Source organism: Methanothrix sp. (assembly GCF_016706325.1).
Classification (GTDB): domain Archaea; phylum Halobacteriota; class Methanosarcinia; order Methanotrichales; family Methanotrichaceae; genus Methanothrix.
On sequence record NZ_JADJJX010000001.1, the window covers coordinates 1407434 to 1431549 of the forward strand.

General features: G+C 45.2%; 17 protein-coding genes and 4 pseudogenes. 17 read left to right on the forward strand and 4 right to left on the reverse strand.

From position 1 onward, the window contains the following. Nucleotides 1-243: 243 nt before the first annotated feature. Nucleotides 244-1962, reverse strand: a complete 1719-nt coding sequence (locus tag IPI63_RS07370; protein ID WP_292477683.1) for a glycosyltransferase family 39 protein — start codon at nucleotides 1960-1962, stop codon at nucleotides 244-246. 645 nt (nucleotides 1963-2607) lie between these two features. Between IPI63_RS07370 and IPI63_RS07375 the strand changes: the two genes are divergently transcribed. Then, nucleotides 2608-3363 carry an undecaprenyl-diphosphate phosphatase gene (locus tag IPI63_RS07375; RefSeq protein WP_292477684.1) on the forward strand — a complete coding sequence of 252 codons (756 nt, stop codon included), beginning with the start codon at nucleotides 2608-2610 and terminating at the stop codon, nucleotides 3361-3363. A gap of 153 nt (nucleotides 3364-3516) precedes the next feature. On the opposite strand, the pseudogene IPI63_RS07380 reads toward IPI63_RS07375, so the two are convergent. Then, a pseudogene (locus tag IPI63_RS07380) lies at nucleotides 3517-4751 on the reverse strand (IS701 family transposase). 570 nt (nucleotides 4752-5321) lie between these two features. On the opposite strand from IPI63_RS07380, the gene IPI63_RS07385 reads away from it, so the two are divergent. The 10 genes from IPI63_RS07385 (at nucleotide 5322) to IPI63_RS07430 (ending at nucleotide 15001) form a co-directional block, all read left to right on the forward strand. Further along, nucleotides 5322-5612, forward strand: coding sequence for a hypothetical protein (locus tag IPI63_RS07385; protein ID WP_292477686.1), 291 nt, complete (start codon nucleotides 5322-5324; stop codon nucleotides 5610-5612). A 169-nt stretch (nucleotides 5613-5781) separates the two neighbouring features. Continuing rightward, complete coding sequence (locus IPI63_RS07390) at nucleotides 5782-6765, forward strand: glycosyltransferase 4 family protein (protein ID WP_292477688.1); 984 nt, start codon at nucleotides 5782-5784, stop codon at nucleotides 6763-6765. A gap of 23 nt (nucleotides 6766-6788) precedes the next feature. Then, the gene (locus tag IPI63_RS07395; protein ID WP_292477690.1) at nucleotides 6789-7607 is read left to right on the forward strand and encodes a Wzz/FepE/Etk N-terminal domain-containing protein; all 819 of its coding nucleotides are present in this window, start codon (nucleotides 6789-6791) and stop codon (nucleotides 7605-7607) included. Between the two features lie 307 nt (nucleotides 7608-7914). Further along, the gene (gene murJ / locus IPI63_RS07400; RefSeq protein WP_292477692.1) at nucleotides 7915-9267 is read left to right on the forward strand and encodes a murein biosynthesis integral membrane protein MurJ; all 1353 of its coding nucleotides are present in this window, start codon (nucleotides 7915-7917) and stop codon (nucleotides 9265-9267) included. Beyond that, a complete protein-coding gene (locus IPI63_RS07405) occupies nucleotides 9251-9451 on the forward strand; it encodes a hypothetical protein (protein ID WP_292477694.1) in 201 nt (66 codons plus the stop codon). The genes murJ and IPI63_RS07405 overlap by 17 nt, the downstream gene beginning before the upstream one ends. Next, nucleotides 9441-10364 carry a glycosyltransferase family 2 protein gene (locus tag IPI63_RS07410; protein ID WP_292477695.1) on the forward strand — a complete coding sequence of 308 codons (924 nt, stop codon included), beginning with the start codon at nucleotides 9441-9443 and terminating at the stop codon, nucleotides 10362-10364. Before IPI63_RS07405 ends, IPI63_RS07410 begins: the two co-directional genes overlap by 11 nt. Next, nucleotides 10349-11446, forward strand: a complete 1098-nt coding sequence (locus IPI63_RS07415) for a glycosyltransferase (protein WP_292477697.1) — start codon at nucleotides 10349-10351, stop codon at nucleotides 11444-11446. The genes IPI63_RS07410 and IPI63_RS07415 overlap by 16 nt, the downstream gene beginning before the upstream one ends. Continuing rightward, nucleotides 11418-12713 (forward strand): O-antigen ligase, encoded by a 1296-nt coding sequence (locus IPI63_RS07420; RefSeq protein ID WP_292477698.1) that lies wholly within the window; start codon nucleotides 11418-11420, stop codon nucleotides 12711-12713. Before IPI63_RS07415 ends, IPI63_RS07420 begins: the two co-directional genes overlap by 29 nt. Further along, nucleotides 12706-13869 (forward strand): glycosyltransferase, encoded by a 1164-nt coding sequence (locus tag IPI63_RS07425; RefSeq protein ID WP_292477700.1) that lies wholly within the window; start codon nucleotides 12706-12708, stop codon nucleotides 13867-13869. Before IPI63_RS07420 ends, IPI63_RS07425 begins: the two co-directional genes overlap by 8 nt. Beyond that, nucleotides 13835-15001: a glycosyltransferase family 4 protein gene (locus IPI63_RS07430; RefSeq protein ID WP_292477702.1), complete on the forward strand. Its 1167-nt coding sequence runs from the start codon at nucleotides 13835-13837 to the stop codon at nucleotides 14999-15001. Before IPI63_RS07425 ends, IPI63_RS07430 begins: the two co-directional genes overlap by 35 nt. A gap of 17 nt (nucleotides 15002-15018) precedes the next feature. Here the strand turns inward: IPI63_RS07430 and IPI63_RS07435 are convergent. Next, nucleotides 15019-16630, reverse strand: a pseudogene (locus tag IPI63_RS07435) (IS1634 family transposase). 145 nt (nucleotides 16631-16775) lie between these two features. Between IPI63_RS07435 and IPI63_RS07440 the strand changes: the two are divergent. Next, entirely contained in the window at nucleotides 16776-17252 is a 477-nt protein-coding gene (locus IPI63_RS07440; RefSeq protein WP_292477704.1) for an H-type lectin domain-containing protein, read from the forward strand. Between the two features lie 623 nt (nucleotides 17253-17875). On the opposite strand, the gene IPI63_RS07445 is transcribed toward IPI63_RS07440, so the two are convergent. After that, nucleotides 17876-18178 carry a hypothetical protein gene (locus IPI63_RS07445; RefSeq protein WP_292477705.1) on the reverse strand — a complete coding sequence of 101 codons (303 nt, stop codon included), beginning with the start codon at nucleotides 18176-18178 and terminating at the stop codon, nucleotides 17876-17878. Between IPI63_RS07445 and IPI63_RS12905 the strand changes: the two are divergent. The 5 genes and pseudogenes from IPI63_RS12905 to IPI63_RS07465 all read left to right on the forward strand — a co-directional run. After that, nucleotides 18060-18554 (forward strand): annotated as a pseudogene (locus IPI63_RS12905) (C39 family peptidase); the annotation flags it as partial. The gene IPI63_RS07445 and the pseudogene IPI63_RS12905 sit on opposite strands and share 119 nt — an antisense overlap. A gap of 66 nt (nucleotides 18555-18620) precedes the next feature. After that, entirely contained in the window at nucleotides 18621-20720 is a 2100-nt protein-coding gene (locus IPI63_RS07450) for a hypothetical protein (protein WP_292477707.1), read from the forward strand. A gap of 229 nt (nucleotides 20721-20949) precedes the next feature. Beyond that, nucleotides 20950-22713 carry a hypothetical protein gene (locus IPI63_RS07455; RefSeq protein WP_292477709.1) on the forward strand — a complete coding sequence of 588 codons (1764 nt, stop codon included), beginning with the start codon at nucleotides 20950-20952 and terminating at the stop codon, nucleotides 22711-22713. 53 nt (nucleotides 22714-22766) lie between these two features. After that, a pseudogene (locus IPI63_RS07460) lies at nucleotides 22767-22899 on the forward strand (IS200/IS605 family transposase); the annotation flags it as partial. Between the two features lie 107 nt (nucleotides 22900-23006). Then, nucleotides 23007-23735: a HEAT repeat domain-containing protein gene (locus IPI63_RS07465; RefSeq protein ID WP_292477710.1), complete on the forward strand. Its 729-nt coding sequence runs from the start codon at nucleotides 23007-23009 to the stop codon at nucleotides 23733-23735. Nucleotides 23736-24116: the final 381 nt, after the last annotated feature.

The following is a 24116-nucleotide window of genomic DNA, read 5'->3' on the forward strand; positions in this document are numbered from 1 at the left end:
AAGAGTACAAAGGGACCGGGGAAGAACCTGTCTTGGGCGAAAGTGTTGGTCGCGCCCCCGCAGACCTTACCATCAGAGTGAAGTAGATGTCGTCATAGCAGCGCACACTCGCTACCGCTTCGGAGCGCAAATGCTGGAGACTGTGGTCCGGAAACAATTTAAGATCTGCATATCATTAGATGATAGGCGAAATAATTTCGGGATTCTACAAATTCCGCTAAAATCAGAAATTGGCTCTCAGAGTTAAGAGCTATATAAATAGTACCCCCGCGAGGAGACCGCTAAAGTCTCAAGCTGCAGCACTTTGGAGCTTATCAGATACTCTTTTTTCTCATTGTTCTTTAAATCTGTGAGCGTTCCATTGATGTCGCCGTAAGTGATCTCTTTTTTGGTCCAGAAGCTGGTTAAGGTTGAGAAATACCAATCTCGCTGATAATCCTCCCAGTCCATAATTATCGGATGATTATCGCTATCTGCATGTGCATTAAGGAATTGCCCAATTCCGTTCTCAGTATTATTTTTTTCAGAATAATATACAAATGTTTGATGGTAGGTGTAGGCAGAGGCGCAGATAGAGAAGATTATTAGTGCAAGAAAGAAGATCTCTTTGTGTCTTTTAGTTATCAGATACATACCTAATAGCGAGAAGAAGCCAGCGGCAACTGCAGGAAATGCCGCAAAATTTGGCGCTCTATTCATAAAAAATTTAATAAAAAATATTGAAATTATGTCCGCATTAAGTAGTGCGGGAAAACGGATGAAGAATATAGCTGAGAATATAGCGACAAATGCTGCAATCAATGCTAGGCTCCTTTTTTCCGGAGTTTCACGTATTTTATATAACGCCATCAAACCAAAAAGAAAAAAGGCCGGGATTATAGGGTCTATGTATCTGCTTATTAATACCCAGTTCCCCTCAGGGAATTCCTGGTTCATTCTATAAACGTATGTGGTCGTACTGGGGACGAGTACTATAAAGATCAGAAGAAAATAGATACTTGTGGATTTCAATGAAATCTTTCTTTGAGCGCTCATAGTTCTAAACCATTCTGCGAGGGACGAGGATATGCATATCTTATTGGTTGGCAAGAACAGGTGTAAGAAGAATATAGAAGATAAAACAATAAATATAAAGTAAGTAGTTATAATGATATATCCAATCTCATTTTGCAGCAGCACCAAATATGCTTTTAGATTGTCTGCATTGCTGAATAAGGCGGAATAGATTTGCATGTCTGTATTAGCGTGAGAATACATCCAGACGAGGTAATGATATCCATCCATTCTGTTTAGGATGATAGCACTTATGACTAGAAATAGGATCAAAAAGCCTGCAAAGTTTACTGGAGGTGAATTATATAATATTAATTTACTGTAGTCTTTTAGCTTTCCTGACGAAAGCAGAAAATAGCCTAAGGAGACAGCCATGCTGGCTACCATGAATATGCCGTTATGCCTTGTGAAAAAGAGCAGGGCGACTGATAGAATGGCTAGAAAGATCCAGTATGGCTTTTCAGTCTCATAGGCTTGTAGCAAAAACCAGATGCTGAATAAAAAGATGGGAATAAATAGGTTTTCTGTCATTATGAGAAATGTGTATAGTACAGACGAGGGAAGAGTTGCCACCAGCACAGCCCCCATTATCGCGAAGTCCTTGGCGCAATACTTGTTTAAGATAAAATAAGAAGGAAAGAGTATCAATGATGAGAGAAAACAGTTGATCAGAAGCATGCAGTGATATACTACGTTCATATCGCCGGAGGATAGATACGCTATGGATAGGAATAGCGGATATCCTGGCGATAATGCCGGATGCACTGACCCAAAGATATCTGCTGCCATCTTCGCGTATGCAACTTCATCGGGCATCATCCATGGCGAATGAAATCTAAGGGATAAGAATGCCTTGGCCAGGACCAGCAAACAAAAGGAACCGATCAATAGGGCATTCGTATTCTTCATTACGGCTTCATTGAGATTAAATAGCATATCAATGCTCCGATCCCTCTCATTGGTCGCTTAGTCCCGAGAGTATTTCGTGCCTGCTCAGGTCTCCCTTCATGTGAGTGATTCATATTTTGCATATTTTGCTTATAGCCCAAACAACCTGTTACCTATTGCGAAATACATCTCCAGACGCATCTTTCATCTGAATGCCTTTTCCAGTGTTTCCAGCCGCTCAAAATCCAGGCTTCCATGCGGCCTGTTATTATGCCATTCAACAAATGCCCAAAAGGAAAGGAATGCTTGCCGATGCGTTTGATATTCGGCAAACCGTCGTTCCAGTTTCCCGGTGGTCTAAGGGTGCTTCACCTTTACCAAGATTGGTTTTATGCTATGGCATTCGAGATGCTGCCTGAATCGCTATCCTATTTTCCATCGTCATGAACACGGTGCGCGCCAAATCTGCAAAGTGCATAAGCTTCGTCAATGATCTCTGCCTCTTTCTTGCCAAAAGGCTTCCTGGGACGGCCTATGCTCTCGCCGAGGATGGGCTCTCGCCCTCCTTCTGTATAGCCTTTCTAGATTTGCTGTACCCGCTTACGCGAGATCTTCATATCCAGTAAATCCAAAATATAATATACACCAAGGCAAATGTAGCGGAATATGGATGCCTTGCAGGGTATTGTTTTGGGTGTATCACAGGGGATACTGGAATGGATTCCCGTAAGCAGCCAGGGCCAGAGTATGCTAGCCATGATATACTGGCTCGGGCTAAGTCCCAATGATGCCCTCACCAACTCAATCTTCCTTCACCTGGGCACGATGTTTGCTGTGCTGATCCGGTTCAGGCGGGAGTTCATAAAAATGATCAAAGATATCGATTCCATGATGACTCGAATTATAATAGTCTCAACTTTGTGCACAGGAATTACCGGAATTCCCCTATACCTGCTATTTCAAGAGAGCTTCACTGGGGGCAGGGAGGCGACAATTCTCATTGGCTGTCTTCTTATAGCTACCGGTTTCATGCTCCGCTTCAAAGGCTCAGGGGCCAGGGGAACAGAGGATATGGGCCTAATGGATATGGTTGTACTTGGTCTAGCCCAAGGATTCTCAATCCTGCCCGGAGTATCCAGATCTGGGACGACTCTCACAGTGCTGCTCATGAGGGGATTTAAACAGGATGAAGCACTGGCGGTATCCTTCATCATAAGCGTTCCTGCTGTCTTGGGTGCCATTCTCCTGGATCACTCCATCTCTGAGATCCCATGGGCGACAGCTACCGTCATGCTGATAGCCTCCCTTGCAGTAGGATACCTGACCATGGATCTTTTGATCAGATTTGCTCAAAGGATAAACTTCTCTGGATTCTGCATTGCCTTTGGTTTGATCACTCTGCTTTTCTCCATTGTGCTTTGAGCAGAAGAGATCCTCCCCCCAAGCGAAGAGTCGACTGCAGCATATCAGTCTTGATTCATCAAGCTCTGACAAAGACGCCGGCAGTCATCTATGTAGACTGACTGTACTTTCCAAGTTTCTCCTAATTTTTTATTATTCAAATTATTCGCTTCTTTAAATTTTCAATCCTAGACCTTTAAGCACATGAAGTAGTCCACCTTTCGGCACAGGCAAATTAAAATATATCATTATGTATTCAAATGTTTCTCCAAGTGCCTGCATTTTTACTTGATCGATCATCTCGCCCATTGTTCTTGGATTTGAACCGTCTTTTGCTGATGGATTGTCTATTTCCCAGAAGAGAATTGCAGCCCATACTGAAAAGACAAGCTGGATAAATCTCTCAATGGAGTTTTTATCCCTTAATTGATAATCCTTGAACCCCAATTTTGATTTGTTTCTCGGTGGGCTGTTTCTGATATCCCACCTATCCTCGTAAATAGATATGACTTCTTTCGAAGAAAGGGATTTGTCGGTGCTTATGATATACTTTGTTCCTCCGTCTCTCTTTCTTTTAGAGATAACAAGTTTGACCTCTCCGATGCGATCAATTATAACATTTTTTTCAAATGTGTAATAGGTCTTTTCTTTCCCCGGACATTGATAATTGTCTTGGTGAAATGCTTTTCATCAATTTGGTTTGCCATTTCCTTAACTTGGAATTTCATGATGTTATTTATCCCAACTTTTCTATCGGATTTAATTTGGCACACTACGCTGTGCCCTAAATTTATGCATTTATTAATTAAGTCTTCGGATGACCACCAGCTATCGAAAACTATACAGAGGTCCATCCCTTTTGGGACCTTCAATGGTTCAATTATCTCATCAAAGGCAATTTCCAGCTTTGTCTTGAAATTCAAACATTCATCGCTATTTTTGAAGTACATCTTAGCCTTATGTGGAATGAATAATCCTTTTGACTGGATTACAGAGGTAACAAAATTGTTATCCCAAATGTAGGATTCTTTACTATGATCGTAAAATCTACCAACACCATCCGTTTGGATTCCATTCTTTTCGTTATATGTATCATCAATTATTAGCAGTATTTTATCATTATTTTTTAAACATAATTTATCGATGAAAAGATCCACTTTACGCTGCGCGACCTCATTCTCATCCCAGTTAGCATCGCTTAAAAACCAATTATATGAAGAACGTGCCTTTTTACCTTTACTGCAATCCGCCATAGTATCACATAGGTTGGCGACAGTCTTGGATTTATCACATACGCTCAGAGCCCCGCATAGGTCTCGAAATGAGCAATAGCTCGGTTTGGTAAAGAGATCCTCAAATTTTTTCAAGAATGGCTCTAATTGTAATGGTACCTTTACTATTTTGATCATTCTACTCCCGTACGAGTAAAATCAATCCAAGTATAAAAACTTTAAATTTTAAAATCGCGTTTGAGATTTAAATTAATCAAAATATATTATAAATAAAGCTAAAAGTTGGAAAGTACAGTAGACTGAATTGGGAAGAATTCAGACCGCCTCTTGAAGCTATGTACAGGAACAATATCGAACGTGGCTGCTGATACTGGTCAAGGCAATGCAGAGACCCTCGCGTCAGTGAAGTCAAGACCAGGCGGAGCAAAGAGGAGCGTGGGCGAAGAAAGGAGCAAAATCCTTTTCCGACTACGAGCCGCATGATGCTATGGAAGGATCGAGGTCACAGTTGCCAAGACGAAAGAATATGATGCCGCAATGAAAAAGCATAACGGCAGCTATCAAAAAAAATATGAAAAGGCTTATGAAAATACACAACTTGGCCTGGTAAAAAGATCATAGAAGCTCGCTAAATATGGATTGAGCTTTAATGGTACCCTCACAAGCTTAGTCATACAACTCCCCATAAGATTATTGGGGTTTTTGCATAAGCGCCTGAAGTTGGTTCGTTATGAATGCAAGCACAGCATGTCGGCAGAGCATATCAACTGGCATGAATGGGAAGGCACTCGCGCTAAGGTTCGCGCAATTCTGGATGATGCATCCGGGATGATACAGGCTGGCGGAGAGCTCACCAAGTTCAATACGGATAACAGAATGCTGATAATCGATCAATTGGTGGATGGATTCTGGTGGCTCAATCCCACGATGGAGCTGATATTCGAATTTCCAAAGCCTGGAGGTCTTGAAAAGGCTTTCAGGCGAAAAATGCCTTTGGAAGCTTATTTCTCAATCGGCCATAGATCGCTTGGGTTGTAAAAAATATGAATAATTTAAAAATATAAAATTAGGGCGGGCGCGAAGTAATTTTAGGACTACACAGATTTTGGCGGTATTGGAAACACTTAAATATAGATCGAAGTACACTTAAGAGTCCAAAATAGTGACTGATTGACCTAAGTAGACAAAAAGCAGACGGTTAAAATGTATGCTCCCTTATTTAATTGTCCTTATAAGCTTTGCTGCCACGTGGATTACATTACGCAAGTGGATACAAAAAGCGCCAGAGATCGGCCTTTTAGGCTTCGATATGAATAAATCCGGTAGGCCTAAGGTGGCAGAGATGGGCGGTGTATGCGTAATTTTTGGTTTTGTTCTCAGCATGCTCATCTATATTGGATTGATGACTTTCTGTCTGCATAATCCAGATTATGTAGCAATTCTTGGTGTTCTATGTACTATTTTGAGCATGTGCATAATTGGGATGATGGATGACTTGCTGGGTTGGAAGAAAGGGCTGCGGCAGTGGCAAAAGCCGATCTTCACCCTATTTGCTGCCCTTCCCATGATGGTAATTAATGCCGGTCAATCTACCATGAATCTGCCAATCATAGGAGTTGTCGATTGGGGAATTCTCTTTCCACTCTTGATCGTCCCATTGGGAATTGTCGGAGCTTCAAATTCCTACAACATGGTTGCAGGATATAATGGTCTGGAAGCGGGGATGGGAATCATAATGCTATCTGCCCTCGGTTACTATGCATTTCTCACGAATGAGAAGAGCGCCATGATACTGGCCATATGCATGGTGGGCGCATTGGTCGCATTTTTATACTTTAACTGGTACCCGGCAAGGGTATTTCCTGGTGATACCATGACCTATCCGGTGGGCGCGCTGATAGCATGCGTTGCCATTCTGGGGAACATGGAAAAGATAGCGGTTGCGATCTTCTTGCCCTACGCCTTCGACTTTATCATCCAGGCAGCAGGCGGATTTCGAAAGGAGGCTTTCGCCAGGGTGAATGAAGATGGCAGCCTGGAGAAGCCTTATAAAGGTATATACCACCTCACCCATCTGGCAATAGCAGTGCTCAAGAGGATGAAGCAAAATGTATATGAGAGGGATGTAGTGCTTTTACTGTGCGGCTTGGAGCTGGCTGTAGTCGGACTAAGTTTTCTAACCTGTCTATAATAATATGTGCCTGAGGCTGCAAAATGGATGATGAGATAGATCTGCGTGATATATTCCGTATTCTCTGGAAGAGACGGCTCCTGATCATAGGCGTCTTTGCAATCGCAGTACTGATGGCAGGCGTGATAAGCTTCACTATGCCATCGGTATACAGAGTATCTTCAATTGTTGCTCTGGGAAATTTTGAGGATCCAGTCTACACCACCCAGGCATCTGCAAAAAGCATTATGCTTAGTGATCAATTCTTGATAGACATTTTACAGCAGCTCCCAAACAGTACAATAAATGACTTCCAAAAATTTAAGAAAAGCGTCAAAGTGGAGTCCGTGAAAGATAGCGATAGGCTTATTGAGATATCGGTTGAAACTCCAGATAGGAGGGAGGGAAAGATAGCTGTTGAGAAGATGGTCCTCTTATATGCCGATCTCAGCGAGAATAGCTATAATAAATACAAGAAGATCTTGTCTGATCAGCTAGCGACCACTCAAGAACGCCTGGATATCTTGAATTCAGAGATAAATCAAGCACGTAGCGCACTGCAGAACATACAAAAAACCTCAGGCTCGTACGCGGTGGAGAGCGAGATCAGCTTTTCGCGTGCTCTAGATCGATTGAGCAGCATGGAAGGGCAGCGCTCAGCCCTGATAGATCGAGGTCTGGATCTGCAAAAGCAACTGGAGCTGCTCAGGCACCTGGAGGTCGTACAGCCGACAGGAGAGCCCGCGAGCCCGATTGGACCTCGCAGAGTCTTGATGGTGGCGATCTCGGGGATGCTGGGGCTGATGGTTGGGATATTCGCGGCATTCTTGCTGGAGGGACTAGGGGGCAGAATAAATGATTAACGATTCAAGTTGCATACCTCGATATTTTAAGGTGGATTGGATCGCTTTCTCGATCGCCGGGCTCTTGCGAGAGCCATTCAGCCCGTGCGGAATCCTATGAGAAGAGGTGGATGGCTCGATTGAGATAGTCAATCCTAATTGAGGTTTAGAGAGATGCCTCAAAGGCGCGGTCTTGGAGATGTCCTATTGGAATTTTTTAGAACATATTTAGGAATGAATACCGTTGCATGCCATCTAAGAACAGGATATTACACACTTCGATGTCGAATGCTCCGAGGGATCTATGAAGCGATCGTTTAGAGAGCTTATGGCCGCAAGATTGCCAGGATACCAAAAAAAGGTGAACGCAGATTATCAGAGGATCATTTGGGGCATGATATACGTCACCTTTTTCTTGATTGGGGCAAAAATTATTGGTGCTGTTAAGGAGATGGCGGTTGCCTGGCAGTATGGTGTGAGCGATATTATAGATGGTTATCTCTTCGTTTTCAATCTAGTAAATTGGCCGGTTTCAATCTGGTTTTCAGTGATCAGCGCCGTCTTGATCCCATTAGCCGTCCGAGCGCGGCAAGATGCTCCTGCGGAGCTGCCACGTTTTCGTGCTGAAATGTTGGGTTTCTCGCTGACTATGGGAGTTGCATTTGGTTTAGTGACATGGATCGCCTTGAGGATTCTATTGGAATCTCCTTGGATCGGATTAGCCCCGGGTGCACAGCATGCTGCTATTGCCGCAGTTGGACCATTCTCCCTGCTGCTTCCTTTAGGCTGTGTGATCAGCCTGTTTTCCGTTTGGATGATGTCGCGGGAAAGCTATATCAACACACTATTTGAGGGCATTCCAGCACTCATTATTCTCTTAGCGGTCTTGTTGACTTCGTCCGGAAGAATCGAGCCACTGATATGGGGGACCATTGTGGGAACCTTCGTTCAGCTCTTAATGCTTTCCATTTCATTGGCGCGACGTGACGAATTGCAGCCCCCGCTCTTGCAGCGCGCAAGTACTCAATGGCAGGGAATTTGGAGCGGAATAGGCATAATGATTGTAGCCCAAGCTGCTTTGAGCTTAGCTCCAATCAGTGATCAGTTCTTTGCAGCCCATTTGAGTCCTGGCTCCATAGCTACTCTGGGTTATGCCAACCGCATCATGGCTCTGATACTGGGACTGGGAGCAACCTCGGTTCATCGTGCTACATTGCCGGTATTCTCCGGCATCCAGGCTGAATTCGGTGATAGCGACAGCCAGAATATGGCCTTGCGTCTGTCTGGATTCATCCTGGCAGCTGGCGTGCCTATAGTCCTGATTGGCTGGTGGCTGGCGCCATGGGCAGTCGCAATTCTGTTCCAGCGAGGGGCATTTAGACTGGAGGATACAATCGCGGTTAGCGAAGTGCTGAGATATTATCTATTGCAGGTTCCGTTTTATTTTGCAGGAATTGTCTTGATGTCTTGGACCACGAGCCGATCGCTTTACCGAGTTCTGCTTTTTTCTGCGGCTGTAGTTTTAGTCATCAAGTTGATTTGCAATGCCGTTTTGATGCAGTTGTATGGGGTAAATGGCCTTGCTATGGGAACCAGTATCATGTATCTTTGTTATTTCTTTATTTTATTTGTTTTTATATATTATCTGCGATGGAGGTGGCACCATGAGCCTGCCAGGTAAAGAAGATAGTCTCAATTTCAGCCAATTAATGATTATTGGCGGATTCATTGATTCGGAAAATGAGCATCTGCATCAGGTTACCTCGACATATCTCTATGTTGATGGCTGCATCACACTAGTTGCAGGAAACAACATGGCTTGCGCTCTAAATCAAAATGATAAAGGAGCATATAATGGAAGTTAATAAAGTTCATGCCTTCACCATCTTTACGCCGACCTATAATCGTGCTCATACTCTCGGAAGGGTGTTCCAGAGCATAAGACAACAGACATTCAGGGATTTTGAATGGATTGTCATTGATGGCGGCTCGGAGGATAACACTTCCGAGTTGGTCAGAGGGTGGATGGAGGAATCGGATTTCCCAATCATTTACTGCCAACACAATAGCGGTAAGCATGTGGCAATTAATAGAGGTGTAGCAAGAGCGAGAGGATTTCTTTTTGTCATAGTCGATTCCGATGATTGGCTGCATCCAGATGCTCTGGAGCGAATGCTCAGGTGCTGGGAGAGCATACCTGATGGCCAGAAGGAGAATTTCGTTGGTGTAGGAGGATTGTTCGCTTATTTCAATGGAGAAATAGTTGGTGACCCTTTTCCATCAACTGTATTTGACTCAGATATGCTGGAACGATGGGCTAAATTGAATATCTATGGGGATAAAATGGAGTGCTTTCGGGTGGATGTTCTCAGGCGTTATCCCTTTCCAGAGGATATTGGACGGTTCGTTCCAGAGGGTCTCATTTGGAACGAACTGAGTCTGAGCTATGAGACACGCTTTTTCAATGAGGTGGTTGCCTATAAGGAATATCTTCCCGGTGGCCTATCATCCAAAAAAATCCGCTTTGCGATTGAAAACGCTAGGAGTGCATGGGTGTATTTCAAAAGACTATGTACAATTTTTGAGAAGAAAAATTTGCCTTTTAAGTTTCGTCTTAAATCATATGTTAGCTATACTAGGTTTGGATTACATGCACACATATATCCAAAGGAAATGATCGCGAATACACCTTCCAAGTTTTTATGGATTTTAACGGCTCCATTGGGGATTGCAGTATATCTTCTGGATAATGGGAGGGTTTTATGGGAAAAAATGTAGCTATTTTTCTGCCCTCACTCCGGGGCGGTGGAGCAGAACGAGTGATGGTAAACCTGGCTCGGGGCTTAGCTGAACTGGGCCTGCAGGTGGACCTGGTTCTAGCCAGAGCAGAGGGCCCCCTCCTGGCAGAGGTTCCCAAGGAGGTGCGGGTGGTGGACCTGGGAGCAAAGCGTGTTCTCTACAGCCTGCCGGGGCTGGTGCGTTATCTGCGACGCGAAAGGCCCTCCGCCATGCTTTCCGCTCTGGATCATGCCAATGTAGTGGCACTATGGGCAAAGAAGCTCGCAGGGGTGCCTACTCGCGTTGTGTTAAGTGTGCATAATCCTCCGAGTCTGGATACAGCTAACGCGCAAACCTTTCGAGCCAAACTCATGCCCCTTTGGGGGCAAATTTTTTACCCTTGGGCGCATACAGTGGTAGCTGTTTCGCAGGGAGTGGCTAAAGACCTCGTGCAGCTCACCGGGTTGCCCATGGACAAAGTCAAAGTCATCTATAATCCTGCAGTCACTCCTGAACTCTTGGCCAAAGCAGAGGAAGCCCTAGATCACCCTTGGTTCCAGCCTGGAGAGCCGCCGGTTATCTTAGGTGCTGGTAGATTAACTGCGCAAAAAGACTTTCCCACGCTGATTCGCGCCTTTGCTTTGGTGCAAAGGAAACTTCCATCTCGGCTCATGATTCTCAGCGAGGGTGAAGAGCGTCCCAGGCTGGAGGCTCTAGTCCAGGAACTGGGCCTGGAGGCGGATGTGGCGCTGCCGGGGTTTGTGGACAATCCCTATAAGTATATGAAGCATGCAGGGGTGTTTGTGCTGTCATCGAGGTATGAAGGATTCGGATTGGTCCTGGTGGAAGCCATGGCTTGTGGTACTCCTGTTGTGGCAACGGATTGTCCCAGTGGTCCCTCTGAGATTTTGCAGCGAGGTCGCTGGGGTATGCTGGTTCCCGTGGGCGATATCCAAGAAATGGCTATGGCGATACTTGAAGTTTTTCAAGGAAATAAGATAGACGCCCATCAGAGAAGCTTGGCATTCTCGATAGATCGTATTGTGAGGCAATATGCAGAAATCCTCTGTAATGAGACGTAAGGCTATATCCCAACCAACACTTATTGGTTCTTGGCTTGTCCTTTGTCTCCTAACGACTGCATTATTAAGCCTTCAGACAGCCTCCCTTGATTATATATTCCCTTATGCGCCTTATCTTCAGCTTGCTCTGCAAATAAGCGTTTTCATCTTGCTTATACCATTTCTGAGAATTAAGATACATATCAATAGTGCTTGGCTATTATTGGGAATTTCTGTGCTTTTTTTGATGGCATTGGCCTCTTCCTTCTGGAGTCTCTATCCAGAGTTGGTTGTTCAAAGGACGTTGATGATATTGGGAATCTCGATATTTATTGTAGTGCTCTCATTTGCCGATCGCAGGCCTATAGTGACATTTGATCGACTGGCTGAATATATGGTTCTTTTTGGGACAGTCATAAGCCTAATTGGACTGATAATCTACTTCTTCGGAAGAATTGAGCCGACCGTATTTGGCTATGTTTCTATCTTGAATGTTGGTCCTCTCGAGATTTCCCAACGGATGTTTGTATCGTCACCATTCTATAGGATATCATCTCTACTTGGGAATCCTAATACCTTGGCATCATGGCTTTTAGTAACTTTAACGATGGCCATTTATCTTATTTCAAAAGGATCACATCAATTTATGTGGGGATTAATGGCACTTATCCAAGTGATAGCAATCCTCATTACATCCTCTCGAGCAGGTATCGCTGCGACCATTATAAGCCTGATCTTATTTAAGTACCTGTCCACAAGAGACGGGCACCTTCAAGTTCGCAAGCTTTTTCCATTTAGCCTCTTTGTAGCCTTCTTGACAATGGTATATGCCCTCTTTTCATTCGATCTGCATCAGATTCGCATTTTATCCGCAGATCTCAACCTACGCGAGCTGGCGTGGGAGCCTTTGTGGGAAAGTATCCTCAATAATCCTCTTCTGGGGGTTGGTTTTGGGGTAAGTTACGAAGCTATTCTAGAACCTACAGGACTGGATTTTTCCGCCCATAATGTTTATTTAGCGATATTGAGTGAGATGGGCTTGCCGTTTTTTTTAATATTTATGCTAATTTGGTTGATACCGATCTGGCAGGGGCGAAAATTGTTGCGCTTTGCTCCTGCGCCTGTGCGGTTGATTCTTGCTACATCCTTAGCGATATTAATTGCTATGATTTCTCATGAAATTTTCGAGCTTAATATATTGAGATATGGTTTCCATACTATACTCTGGACTTATTTACTGACTTTAATAGTTCATCCATCACTGATGGAGGATTATATTGATGTATAGCAAACCTTTCCGAGTTCTTTTTGTCTCCACCACCCTTGCCTATGGCGGTGCGGAGACGCAAGTGATACGCCTTGCAATCAGGCTAAAGAAGCGTGGCTGGGACGTGCGAGTGGTCAGCATGATGCGGCCCAAGGCCTATGTGGATGAGCTTGAAGCAGCGGGCATACATGTATCATCCCTTGGAATTGCTCGAAAGATTCCTGATCCGCGGCCAATCCTACGTCTTGTCAGGATCATTCGATCCTGGCAACCCGATGTTGTACATAGCCACATGGTGCACGCCAATCTCCTGGCAAGAATAGTGCGACCGTTGGCACCGGCTAACGTCTTGATATGTACTGCACATAATACCAATGAAGGCGGGCGTTTCCGTGAGTTTCTATACCGTCTGACTGATCCGTTTTGTGATCTTACCACCCAGGTGAGCCAGGCGGGAATGCAACGCTACGTGAGGATTAGTGCAGTTCCCCGGCACAGGATACGATACATCCCTAATGGTGTGGACACTATCCGCTTTCAACCAGATCTAGAGAACCGGAGTAGCATCCGAGAAGGATTGGGGCTGCAGAATGCCTTCCTCTGGCTTGCAGTTGGGAGATTTGACATCCAAAAGGATTATATCAACATGCTCCAGGCATTTGCTTATGTTGTCAGGGAGCTGCCGGATACTATTCTAATCCTCGTTGGAGATGGCCGCCTGCGCCCAGCGATGGAGGAGCTTGCTCAAAAACTGAGCCAAAAAGATCGTGTGAAGTTTCTGGGCACCGGACAGGATGTTCCCAGATTGATGAAAGCGGCGGACGGTTATGTGATGTCCTCTGCTTGGGAGGGCATGCCAGTAGTGCTCCTGGAGGCGGCAGCAACGGGACTTCCGGTTGTAGCCACTGATGTAGGCGGGAACAGCGAAATTGTAAAGGATGGCGAAACGGGGTTCCTAGTGCCATCAAAAAATTCTGAAGCCCTGGCAGGGGCTATGATTCGCCTCATGGGTCTCTCCGAAGGCGAGCGTGGGCGAATGAGCGAGGCTGGCCGCAGGCACATCCAAGACAACTACTCACTGGATCGGATAACGGACATGTGGGAGAATCTGTATAGGAAATTTCTCGCCAAGAAGGGGATCGATGAGAATTTCCATGGTGCAGAACATGTCCGTTAAATCAAACTCACATCTTCACATCAGCATCATCGGCAACCAGGCATTTTCGCTCCTGAATTTCCGCGGTCCACTCATCGAAGACATAGTTGCCAAGGGCCATGAAGTCTCCGCCCTTGCCCCAGACTACGATGAAGCCACGCGAGCAGCGGTGCGAGCACTTGGAGCGGAGCCTGTGGACTTCTCGCTATCTCGCACAGGCATGAATCCGGTGAGGGATGCGACAGATATGCTACGCTTGACTCTTCTTTTGCGCAGGCTGAAGCCAGACATCACCCTGGGCTATGCCACCAAGCCTGTGATCTACGGCACTCTTGCTGCATGGCTGGCGCGCGTCCCGCGAAGGTTTGCCATGATCGAGGGTCTGGGTTATGTCTTTACCCCGCCCGAGGGCGCAGAGCCGCTTAAGCGCCGAGTGCTGAGAAGAACTGTCAGCATGCTCTACACTGCGGCACTCAGGCGTGCCAACCTAGTGTTCTTCCTCAATAAAGACGATATTGATGAGTTCCTGAAAAACCGGCTTGTCTCCCCCACAAAGGCCTTCCTGCTCGGCGGTATCGGTGTGGATCTGGATGAATGGACGCCCGCGCCATCGGTTAAAAAGCCGATGACCTTTACTCTGGCCGCACGCCTGTTGCGGGAGAAGGGGATAGTGGAGTATGCTGGAGCGGCCAGGGTCATTAAACAGAGGTATCCCGGAACATGCTTTATCCTTCTGGGAAGCCTCGACTCTAATCCTGGCAGCCTCTCTATGGGTGATGTACAGCAATGGGTATCTGAGGGAATCATCGAGTGGCCTGGGCATGTCCGAGATATGAGTCTCTGGCTGGCGGAGACCAGCGTCTTTGTCCTTCCTTCCTATCGCGAGGGCGTTCCTCGCAGCACTCAGGAGGCTATGGCCATGGGACGTCCAATAATCACCACAGATGCACCTGGTTGCCGTGAGACTGTGAATGATGGCGAAAACGGCTTCCTAGTGCCTGTATGTGATGTAAAGGCGCTGGCAGATGCAATGGAGAAATTCATTCTGCAGCCCGAGCTTATAGAGAAGATGGGAAAGGCGAGCCGACGAATGGCAGAAGAGCGCTTCGACGTGCACAAGATCAACCAGGTAATTCTGCGGGAAATAGATTAAACCTACATTCCGCACCTTCAGTTCATCCCGTAATAATTTTCGCATCCATGCCCCAACAACCTCAGAATTGTGACCTGTACGCTGTTCAAGTTCACGCTGAATTTGATGACTTTGCCTTCTGAAGTAACAACAGACTGGATTACTCCCATAAAAATCTCGAAAACCCATCTCATTGTCGGCCGCTGAGTTGGTTTATTTAGTTGATTAGGTATTGTTTGTCCCGTTTCCTTGAGCTTCTCCCTTAGCTGCCATTCGGCAAAGGAGTAAATAAGTAGACTGAGAACCATAATCATGCATAGCGCTTCTATCCTTTCCTCCTTCTTCAGGTAAACCTCAGAGACATGGAAGCTTTTATCCTTCAGGAAACGAAACCCACGTTCTGCAGTCTGTTGCCCTTTATAATAATTGAACATGACCTCAGGATCAAGATCGGTATCGTTGCTGACTAATACGAATCGACCGAGCTTCTTGCGTTTATTGTTTAGTGCATCCTCATTTAGACCAATCTGGGCTTCGATTTTAAAGCTGACCTTTATGGGTTCATTCTTCTTTGGTCGGCCACGCTTTTTTTCAACTTTTTCTGCCACTTGAAGTATATCTAGATTTTTGAGAATGTGATGAGGATGCGCAGATGCCCAGATCTTAGCATCGTTTTCGGCATCAGGAATGCAGGCGAACTTCTTACTCGTGAGTTTTTTAAGCTCTTTTCGGCCTGAGTGGTCTCCTTCTGGATCTTCCTGTCGAAGGTCTGTTCATCCCTCTTTTGTTTTTCATCAGACCAAACAACAACGGCACGTTGCGGAATGCCACCATAATTTAGGTCGGCAGCGTAAAAGGCATATCTAGAATCGATGCCAGTAGTGAAATTCAGTTCAGCATTGAGAAGTTTATCTACCTCTTCTAAAGTCGCCGGGGCACGAGTGATCCATTTCTTCTCCGTTCCCAGAAGCTTGATATTATCCTCGGTATACATAACACTATCCGCGATCCAGTAGCTTTCGTCATCAAAGTTGATTGCCTTTTGCGTTTTTTGGATCATTTTGATTATGCTTTTCTTATCCGATTCATTACCAGAAAACGCTTCGGTATAAGTGGCAATCCAAACTGGTCTGTTACCAAACCAAGAACAAACCGTTTAAGATCTTTTCTGCCGTCTTTGGCATGACCAAAGGTAATTCTCATCGAATCCGTGCCGTCAGGGGCATCATTTTCGTATTTGCCCTGAACGCTGAAGTTCGTTGTATCAACGTGGATCAGCTGAGTTCCTAATGAGAAATTTTTCATGACCTGCAGAGTAATCTCATTGAACAGCTCGGTCGGGCCGTATTCATAAATCGCATCGAGCGTCCTGCCGACTACATAATCATTGAGATCTGATGGAGTGACGCCTTCGCCGAGAAGCTTTTCGGTTGGTATGGTCATGAAGAAATTGGGAAACAGGTATAGCCGCTGATGAGTGAACCCTAAACCGTTAAGGACCATGGCTTTAGTTGTTATCGAATGAGGAAGATTCCTTGAACCTTGTTTTGGTAGTGCTCTATCTATTACTTCTGCTATTTTCAGATAATCAAAAATGCCAGCTACGATACCAAGATGACTTATATTGTATGACTGGACATCTACATCCATGCCACATCCCTTCAAAAGGGTATATCAGCTATTTATTTAAAAATGTTACTGATATTTAAAAGCCTAAATTCGGAAATCATGAGTCTAAAGTGCGGAATGTAGGATTAAATAGAAATAGCGTCTTTAACTGAGAGAGGCTACGAGTATGAGATTATTCTTTTTGCTTATATTGGTCTGCATTGGGATTGTGCCCCCAGCATGCTGCGACATGATACAAACAGGGACGATACAGAATGATTATATCAATGATGCTGGCGTCTGGTATCTGCACTTGGCTCAACCGCCAGGAGACAGATATTTTTTGCAGCATATTGATTTTCAAAAGCCATTTACTGAGAGGCAACCACCGATCGTTCTTGTAATGCTAAATGGGTTGGATTCTGACGATAGAAACGAGAGAGTGCATGTTACTGCGGAGGATATAACCAATAATGGTTTTGTCTTGCGCTACGCAACCTGGGGTGATACTCGCCTTTATGCCGCATCTGTAACCTGGATTGCAATACCTCGATCCATGGCGCTATACGTGCCTGATAGCGCAGCGGAGGATAGGTGGCCAGTTTATTACTACTATAGCTACTTTCCAAGGCAGGAAGTTAGAAGCACGCCTTATGGGTACTAGAGATCACGGCAAATCCCTTGATGGTTATACTGGCGAGGGAAAAATCCTCGGCCAGGATCTATTTGATCGCCCAGGGATCTGGAGTCGTCCTTCTCGTGTTTCCTAAGTAGGGTACCTGAAGATTGATAACAGGTATCCATGCCCTGGATTCATTCTATGGTGAATTAGTATTATTGATTCCGAGCCTCATGAGCGTGTAGAATCTCGAAAGTCCCACAGTAACGGTTATAGAGATTGATCTCAAGATGCGCGCAGTAGTATTAAGACTGAAGATAGAAATTATGTAAGAAAGTACGTACAATAGATTTGCAGCATTACTACGACAAGGCAGGAAAATTACTGGTAACCGTCTTATTATTCAAGATTAATCCATAGATGTTGGTTCTTAATCTGTTATTACTTGCGGCGAATGAGACCCCAACTCGCAGGCTATCTAAGCTGGAGGTTTGACACTCTCGAGTTCAACTGCTACTGAGATCTTGAATGCTCGGTTCTAATGCTGCCTCATGCTTTTCATTTTCATGCATCTCCCTTCATGAGTTTGTGTTACTCAATCCATTGTCTGCTTGGAGGATATACATTGAATAACTTTATATATATATGCAGATTAAGTATTATTTCATTTAATGGAGATGTAGGATGGATAGTATGTCTAGACACGCTTTAATCTGGGGAAGCATGATTGCATTCGTTTTAATAATGCTTTCTGGATCAATCTTTGCTGCTGCAGCACCAACAATAGAAACATGCAGAAATAGTACAAGTGTTCCATTGGGAACCCCAATAAAAAACTGGGAAGTACCATACATACACCAATGCAATGATACTCCAAATAATTTTAATGGCAGATATGCATGCGGAGCCACTAGCGCAGTTATGATTCTGGCTAAATATAGTGCTATTTCACCCAAATCTACAACGTGCAACACACCATGCTCCTCAGGCGGGTGCAGCTATGGGTGGTATGTTTCAAATGAATATACTTCGCCCCTAACCGGTATAACTTTTTATTGGCAGACTGATGATGTACTGGGAAATCATGCCAGAGGAGCATACGGATATATATCGGATTCTAGCGGAGCAGCATATGCCGGTTTGATGGTCGATTTCTTCAATAAAAACGGGCTTCAGGCACTTCCATACATATCAGCTCCCACAGAAAATGACATAAAAAGTGAGCTAGATGCAGGATACCCAGTGGTGGCTTCCACGAAGCTTACTGATAATGGCCACATAGTCGTTATTAAAGGGTACACTTCAGATGGGTATTATATTGTTAATGATCCATTTGGAAAACGGCGGAGTGATGGAAAGTATGAAACTTATGGTAATTGCAATGGTGCAGATGTCCAGTACACTTGGAGCGAAATGGGGATTGCTCAGAAATGGATTGTCAAAGTCAGACCCCCTCAATCTTCAGTTACCCTTACCCTTTATGTCCATGACGGAAGTACATCGGGACCCGTCATATCAGGTGCAACTGTAGCCGGTACCGATGCAGCAGGCAATAGCTTCAATAAGGTGACCAATTCAGCAGGTTATGTAACCATAAGCGGTACTCCAGGGACATGGTCTTTCACTGCATCCAAGAGCGGCTATAACACTAATAGCTGGAGCCAATCTATCACTTCAACTTCTAGAAAAGATGCCTACCTTACGGCTTCGCCGTCTTCAGTTACTCTAACTCTCTATGTCCATGACGGAAGTACATCTGGACCCGTCATATCAGGTGCGACTGTAGCCGGTACCGATGCAGGAGGCTATAGCCTCAATAAAGTGACCAATTCAGCAGGTTATGTAACCATAAGCGGTACTCCAGGGACGTGGTCTTTCACTGCATCCAAGAGCGGCTATAACACTAAAAGCTGGAGTCAATCTATCACTTCAACCTCGACCAAATATGCCTACCTTACGGCTTCGCCGTCTTCAGTCACTCTAACTCTCTATGTCCATGACGGAAGTACATCTGGACCCGTCATATCAGGTGCGACTGTAGCCGGTACCGATGCAGGAGGCTATAGCTTCAATAAAGTGACCAATTCAGCAGGTTATGTAACCATAAGCGGTACTCCAGGGACGTGGTCTTTCACTGCATCCAAGAGCGGCTATAACACTAAAAGCTGGAGTCAATCTGTCACTTCAACCTCGACCAAAGATGCCTACCTTACGGCTTCGCCGTCTCCAGTTACTCTAACCCTCTATGTTCATGAAGGAAGTACATCGGGACCCGTCATATCAGGTGCAACTGTAGCAGGTACCGATGCAGCAGGCAATAGCTTCAACAAGGTGACCAATTCAGCAGGTTATGTAACCATAAGCGGCACTCCAGGGACATGGTCTTTCACTGCATCCAAGAGCGGCTATAACACCAATAGCTGGAGCCAATCTATCACTTCAACCTCGACCAAAGATGCTTACCTTACGGCTTCGCCGTCTTCAGTTACTCTAACTCTCTATGTCCATGAAGGAAGTACATCTGGACCCGTCATATCAGGTGCGACTGTAGCCGGTACCGATGCAGGAGGCAATAGCTTCAATAAAGTGACCAATTCAGCAGGTTATGTAACCATAAGCGGTACTCCAGGGACGTGGTCTTTCACTGCATCCAAGAGCGGCTATAACACTAAAAGCTGGAGTCAATCTATCACTTCAACCTCGACCAAATATGCCTTCATTACCAATATAGTTGCATCAAATTCCGTAGCCTTTCAAGCTGCCAATGGCCAGTATCTCTGCGCTGAAGGCAGCGGCGGACGTGAGGTCGTTGCTAATCGCAATGCCATAGGTGCATGGGAGACTTTTAAACTCATAGATCGAGGGAATGGGTATTATGCCTTGCAGGCTGCCAATGGCCAATATCTCTGTGCTGAAGGCAGCGGCGGCGGACCAGTCGTAGCTAATCGCGATGCCATCGCAGGCTGGGAGACTTTCAAGCTTATCGATCGAGGGAATGGGTACTATGCCTTGCAGGCTGCCAATGGCCAATATCTCTGTGCTGAAGGAGGCGGAGGAGATGGTGTTGTGGCCAACCGTGACGAAATATTAGGCTGGGAGACCTTCAGGATATTGGACCTGCGAAGACCTGCCAGAGTGGCGCTTCAGGCCTATAACGGCCAGTATCTCTGTGCCGAAGGTGGCGGAGGTCAGCAGATGGTTGCCAACCGTGACGCTGTATTAGGCTGGGAGACCTTCAATCTCATCGACTGTGGGAATGGCGATATAGCTCTGCAGGCCTATAACGGCCAGTATCTCTGTGCCGAAGGTGGCGGAGGTCAGCAGATGGTTGCCAACCGCGACGCCATAGCTGCCTGGGAGAGATTCAGGCTTATCTATAGAGGAGATGGCAATATAGCGCTGCAGGCCTATAACGGTCAATACGTCTGCGCTGAAGGAGGTGGAGGAGATGGAGTAGTGGCTAACCGCGACTGGATAGCAGGTTGGGAGACATTCAAGCTGATCGCCATTTGAAGTCACAAGATAAAACATCAGCTGTAAAAAAGCGCGAATTGTCGATGTGAGGTCCTCTTCACCTCACCTATCTATAATTTTATATTTTTTATAATTATATTATAATTATTATTAATATTTGTAGAATACTAAGAAATTCTCCGGGACTCACACGACAGATTTTGAGCCAATAAGTTCATATAATTTGAGGGTTATTTAAAGACTAGGAGTAATTTGCAGGTGGTGCCCAATGAAAATAAGGATCATTTTGCTCGCCTTTGCATTATTGTTCTTATTTCCTTCCTTTGATGCAAAAGCAAACTCATGGGAGAATGGATCAGATCATATGGATGCTACAGAATTTGAAAAGGCTAATTCATATTTCTTATCTGTCTTTGGTTCGATTAAAAACAATTCCATCATGACATTATGCGCAGAGGAGGATAATATCAACATTCCTATTTTCCACAGCAATCCAACTGCATTTAGAATAACAGCGACCCATCCGACATATTTGCCGACAGATGTAATTGATCAGGGTGCTAATTGGACCAACTGCGATCTTGATAATGCATTTAGTAGAGTAAAATTTGATGATGAAACAGTAACTAAAATTTACGATGATGGAGATGTTGTAATCGAGGCAGTCAATGTCAATTCCTGGTGGCGAGATGGGGAATCAATGGACGTCAGAGTTAAAGGTGGAACTATCCAGTACAATGTTACATATTTTAGGATTTATAAATATATAAAAGGAACCAACTGGGATTATCCCCAAGTTTTTGTATTATATGAAGACGGAAATTGTCGCATTGCACCACAACCTCCAACGTATTTAAGTGAGGTAAAATTTGGCTCATCGGTGATCATTGGAGCCTCTGAAGATCTGCCGCGTCCTTTCTCTGATATCGACTTCGTGGAGATCGATCCGCTAAATATGGAGATGGATATTGTCTATGGGGATACAACAACAGCACACATTACCATCCATGTTGATCGCAGTCGGAATGTTGTCGAAGTTTCAAATATTAAATATGATACGTCCAATCACCCATTTGCACGATTCCGATCAATGTGGGTGACAGACGGCAATGCTGATGTAGACCATATCCGAGTACTGCAGGGAGAGGTTCCTATTATGGGTGGATGGATGGAAATTAATGGTACATGCTGGCAATTCTTCAGGAAAACACCATCCATACATAATACATATTCTCCTGATATCAAGATTGAAGTTATCAATCCAATTGCCATTCAGACTTATTGTGGACAGTACCTCTGTGCCGAAGGCAGTGGAGGTGGTGCAGTCGTAGCTAACCGTAATGCAATAGATGCATGGGAGGCTTTCAATCTCATTGATCTTGGAAATGGCAACGTAGCTTTGCAGGCCGCCAATGGCCAATATCTTTGTGCAGAAGGTGGCGGTGGTGCCGAGGTGATGGCCAATCGCGACTGGATAGCAGGCTGGGAGACGTTCAAGCTTATCGACCAGGGAAACGGATATTATTCTCTGCAGGCTTTTAATGGCCAATATCTCTGTGCTGAAGGAGGCGGAGGAGATGGTGTTGTGGCCAACCGTGACGAAATATTAGGCTGGGAGACCTTCAGGATATTGGACCTGCGAAGACCTGCCAGAGTGGCGCTTCAGGCCTACAACGGCCAGTATCTCTGTGCTGAAGGAGGCGGGGGAGATGGAGTGGTGGCCAACCGTGACGCTGTATTAGGCTGGGAGACCTTCAATCTCATCGACTGTGGGAATGGCGATATAGCTCTGCAGGCCTATAACGGCCAGTATCTCTGTGCCGAAGGTGGCGGAGGTCAGCAGATGGTTGCCAACCGCGACGCCATAGCTGCCTGGGAGAGATTCAGGCTCATCTATAGAGGAGATGGCAATATAGCGCTGCAGGCCTATAACGGTCAATACGTCTGCGCTGAGGGTGGCGGCGGAGATGATGTGGTGGCTAACCGCGACTGGATTGCTGGTTGGGAGACCTTCAAGTTGATCCCAATATAGGTATTGCATTTACCAACTAGAAGAGAAAAGCTACTCTGAGGAGGAGAATTGGAAGCAATGGAGGTTATCTTGGAACAGTAGACGATGATGTTATAGCGAATACCATACGGAATTATGTTGAAACGCAATGGAATGCCTGAAGAAAAGGAGGTTTATAAGCAAATGAATTTGCAGGATTTCGAATGAAGGGAAATAGCGTGAACATCCCCGTGGCTTGCAGCGGTTGTGCTGTTTAATTCCGATAGAGTTATATCGCATGTCATCTAAAGTAATTTATAGCATCAGAGGTGGTGTTGAATTTGAAATATAGATATGTGACTATATTTGTTTTTGGTGTAATATTTCTCGGCGGAGCTGCCTTGGGGGAGAATCTTGATCAGTATATAGATGATCTAACGGATGAGAGCAGCACAGTGCGAGCACAAGCGGCAATGGCACTGGGAGAACTCAATGATGCTGCGTATGTAGAACCTTTGATCCAGGCTCTCAAGGACGAAAACAGCTCAGTCCGATCAGAATCTGCGAAAGCTCTCGGATGGATAGGGGATGATCGTGCTGTTGATCCATTGATTCGGGCTTTGGATGATCCAGATTGGAATGTTAGAAGTTCATCAGCAATGGCTTTGGGATATCTTAAAGATCCTAATGCTGTAGACCGGCTATTACAATTACTGAACGATGAAAACAGTCTTGTTCGAGCAAGTGCAGCAGGGGCCCTTGGTAAGATTGGTAGCAAAAAAGCAGTTGATCCTTTGATTCAAGCTTTGGGGGACGAGGATCCTCGCGCCAGATACGAGGCCGCAAAGGCGCTCGGAGCTATAAAAGACAGCAGGTCTGTTGATGCGCTCGCAAAGTCATTGAATGATAGTGATAGCAGCGTGAGATATTGGGCAATCATAGCCCTCGGAGATATCAATGATAGCCGAGCAGCTGAACACTTAATCAGGACTTCCACTGAAGATGAAGATGATTATATACGAAATGCGGCTGTAATGGTACTAGATGAGAAAGGATGGTCGTAGAAAGCATCATTTCCGCTTCAACCACCAGAGATTGCCCCTTTTCCTGGATTGCACTGAAAAAGGTGGCAAGAAGATGCAGAATCCTCTCACGGTGGATCGGAAAGCTGTGCGGTTCAGGTCGCGCACTATTTTGCGCGAATCACCTTTTTCTTTTCTTGGAGCAAAAAGAAATTTTCATTAATTTCATTTTTAATAGATAATGATACGGCCACCTACTCTAGACCCTCATGAGCCTTAGGACTGGGCTCATACGTGGCCGATAAAAAACCTCACATTCGATTTGCATTAATTCTAGCCTGATATGGGCAGTGAAAGCATTCATCCTTTTAGGACAATGATCCAGTGCCCTAAACTAGCTCCCTATTTATTATAAACAATAAA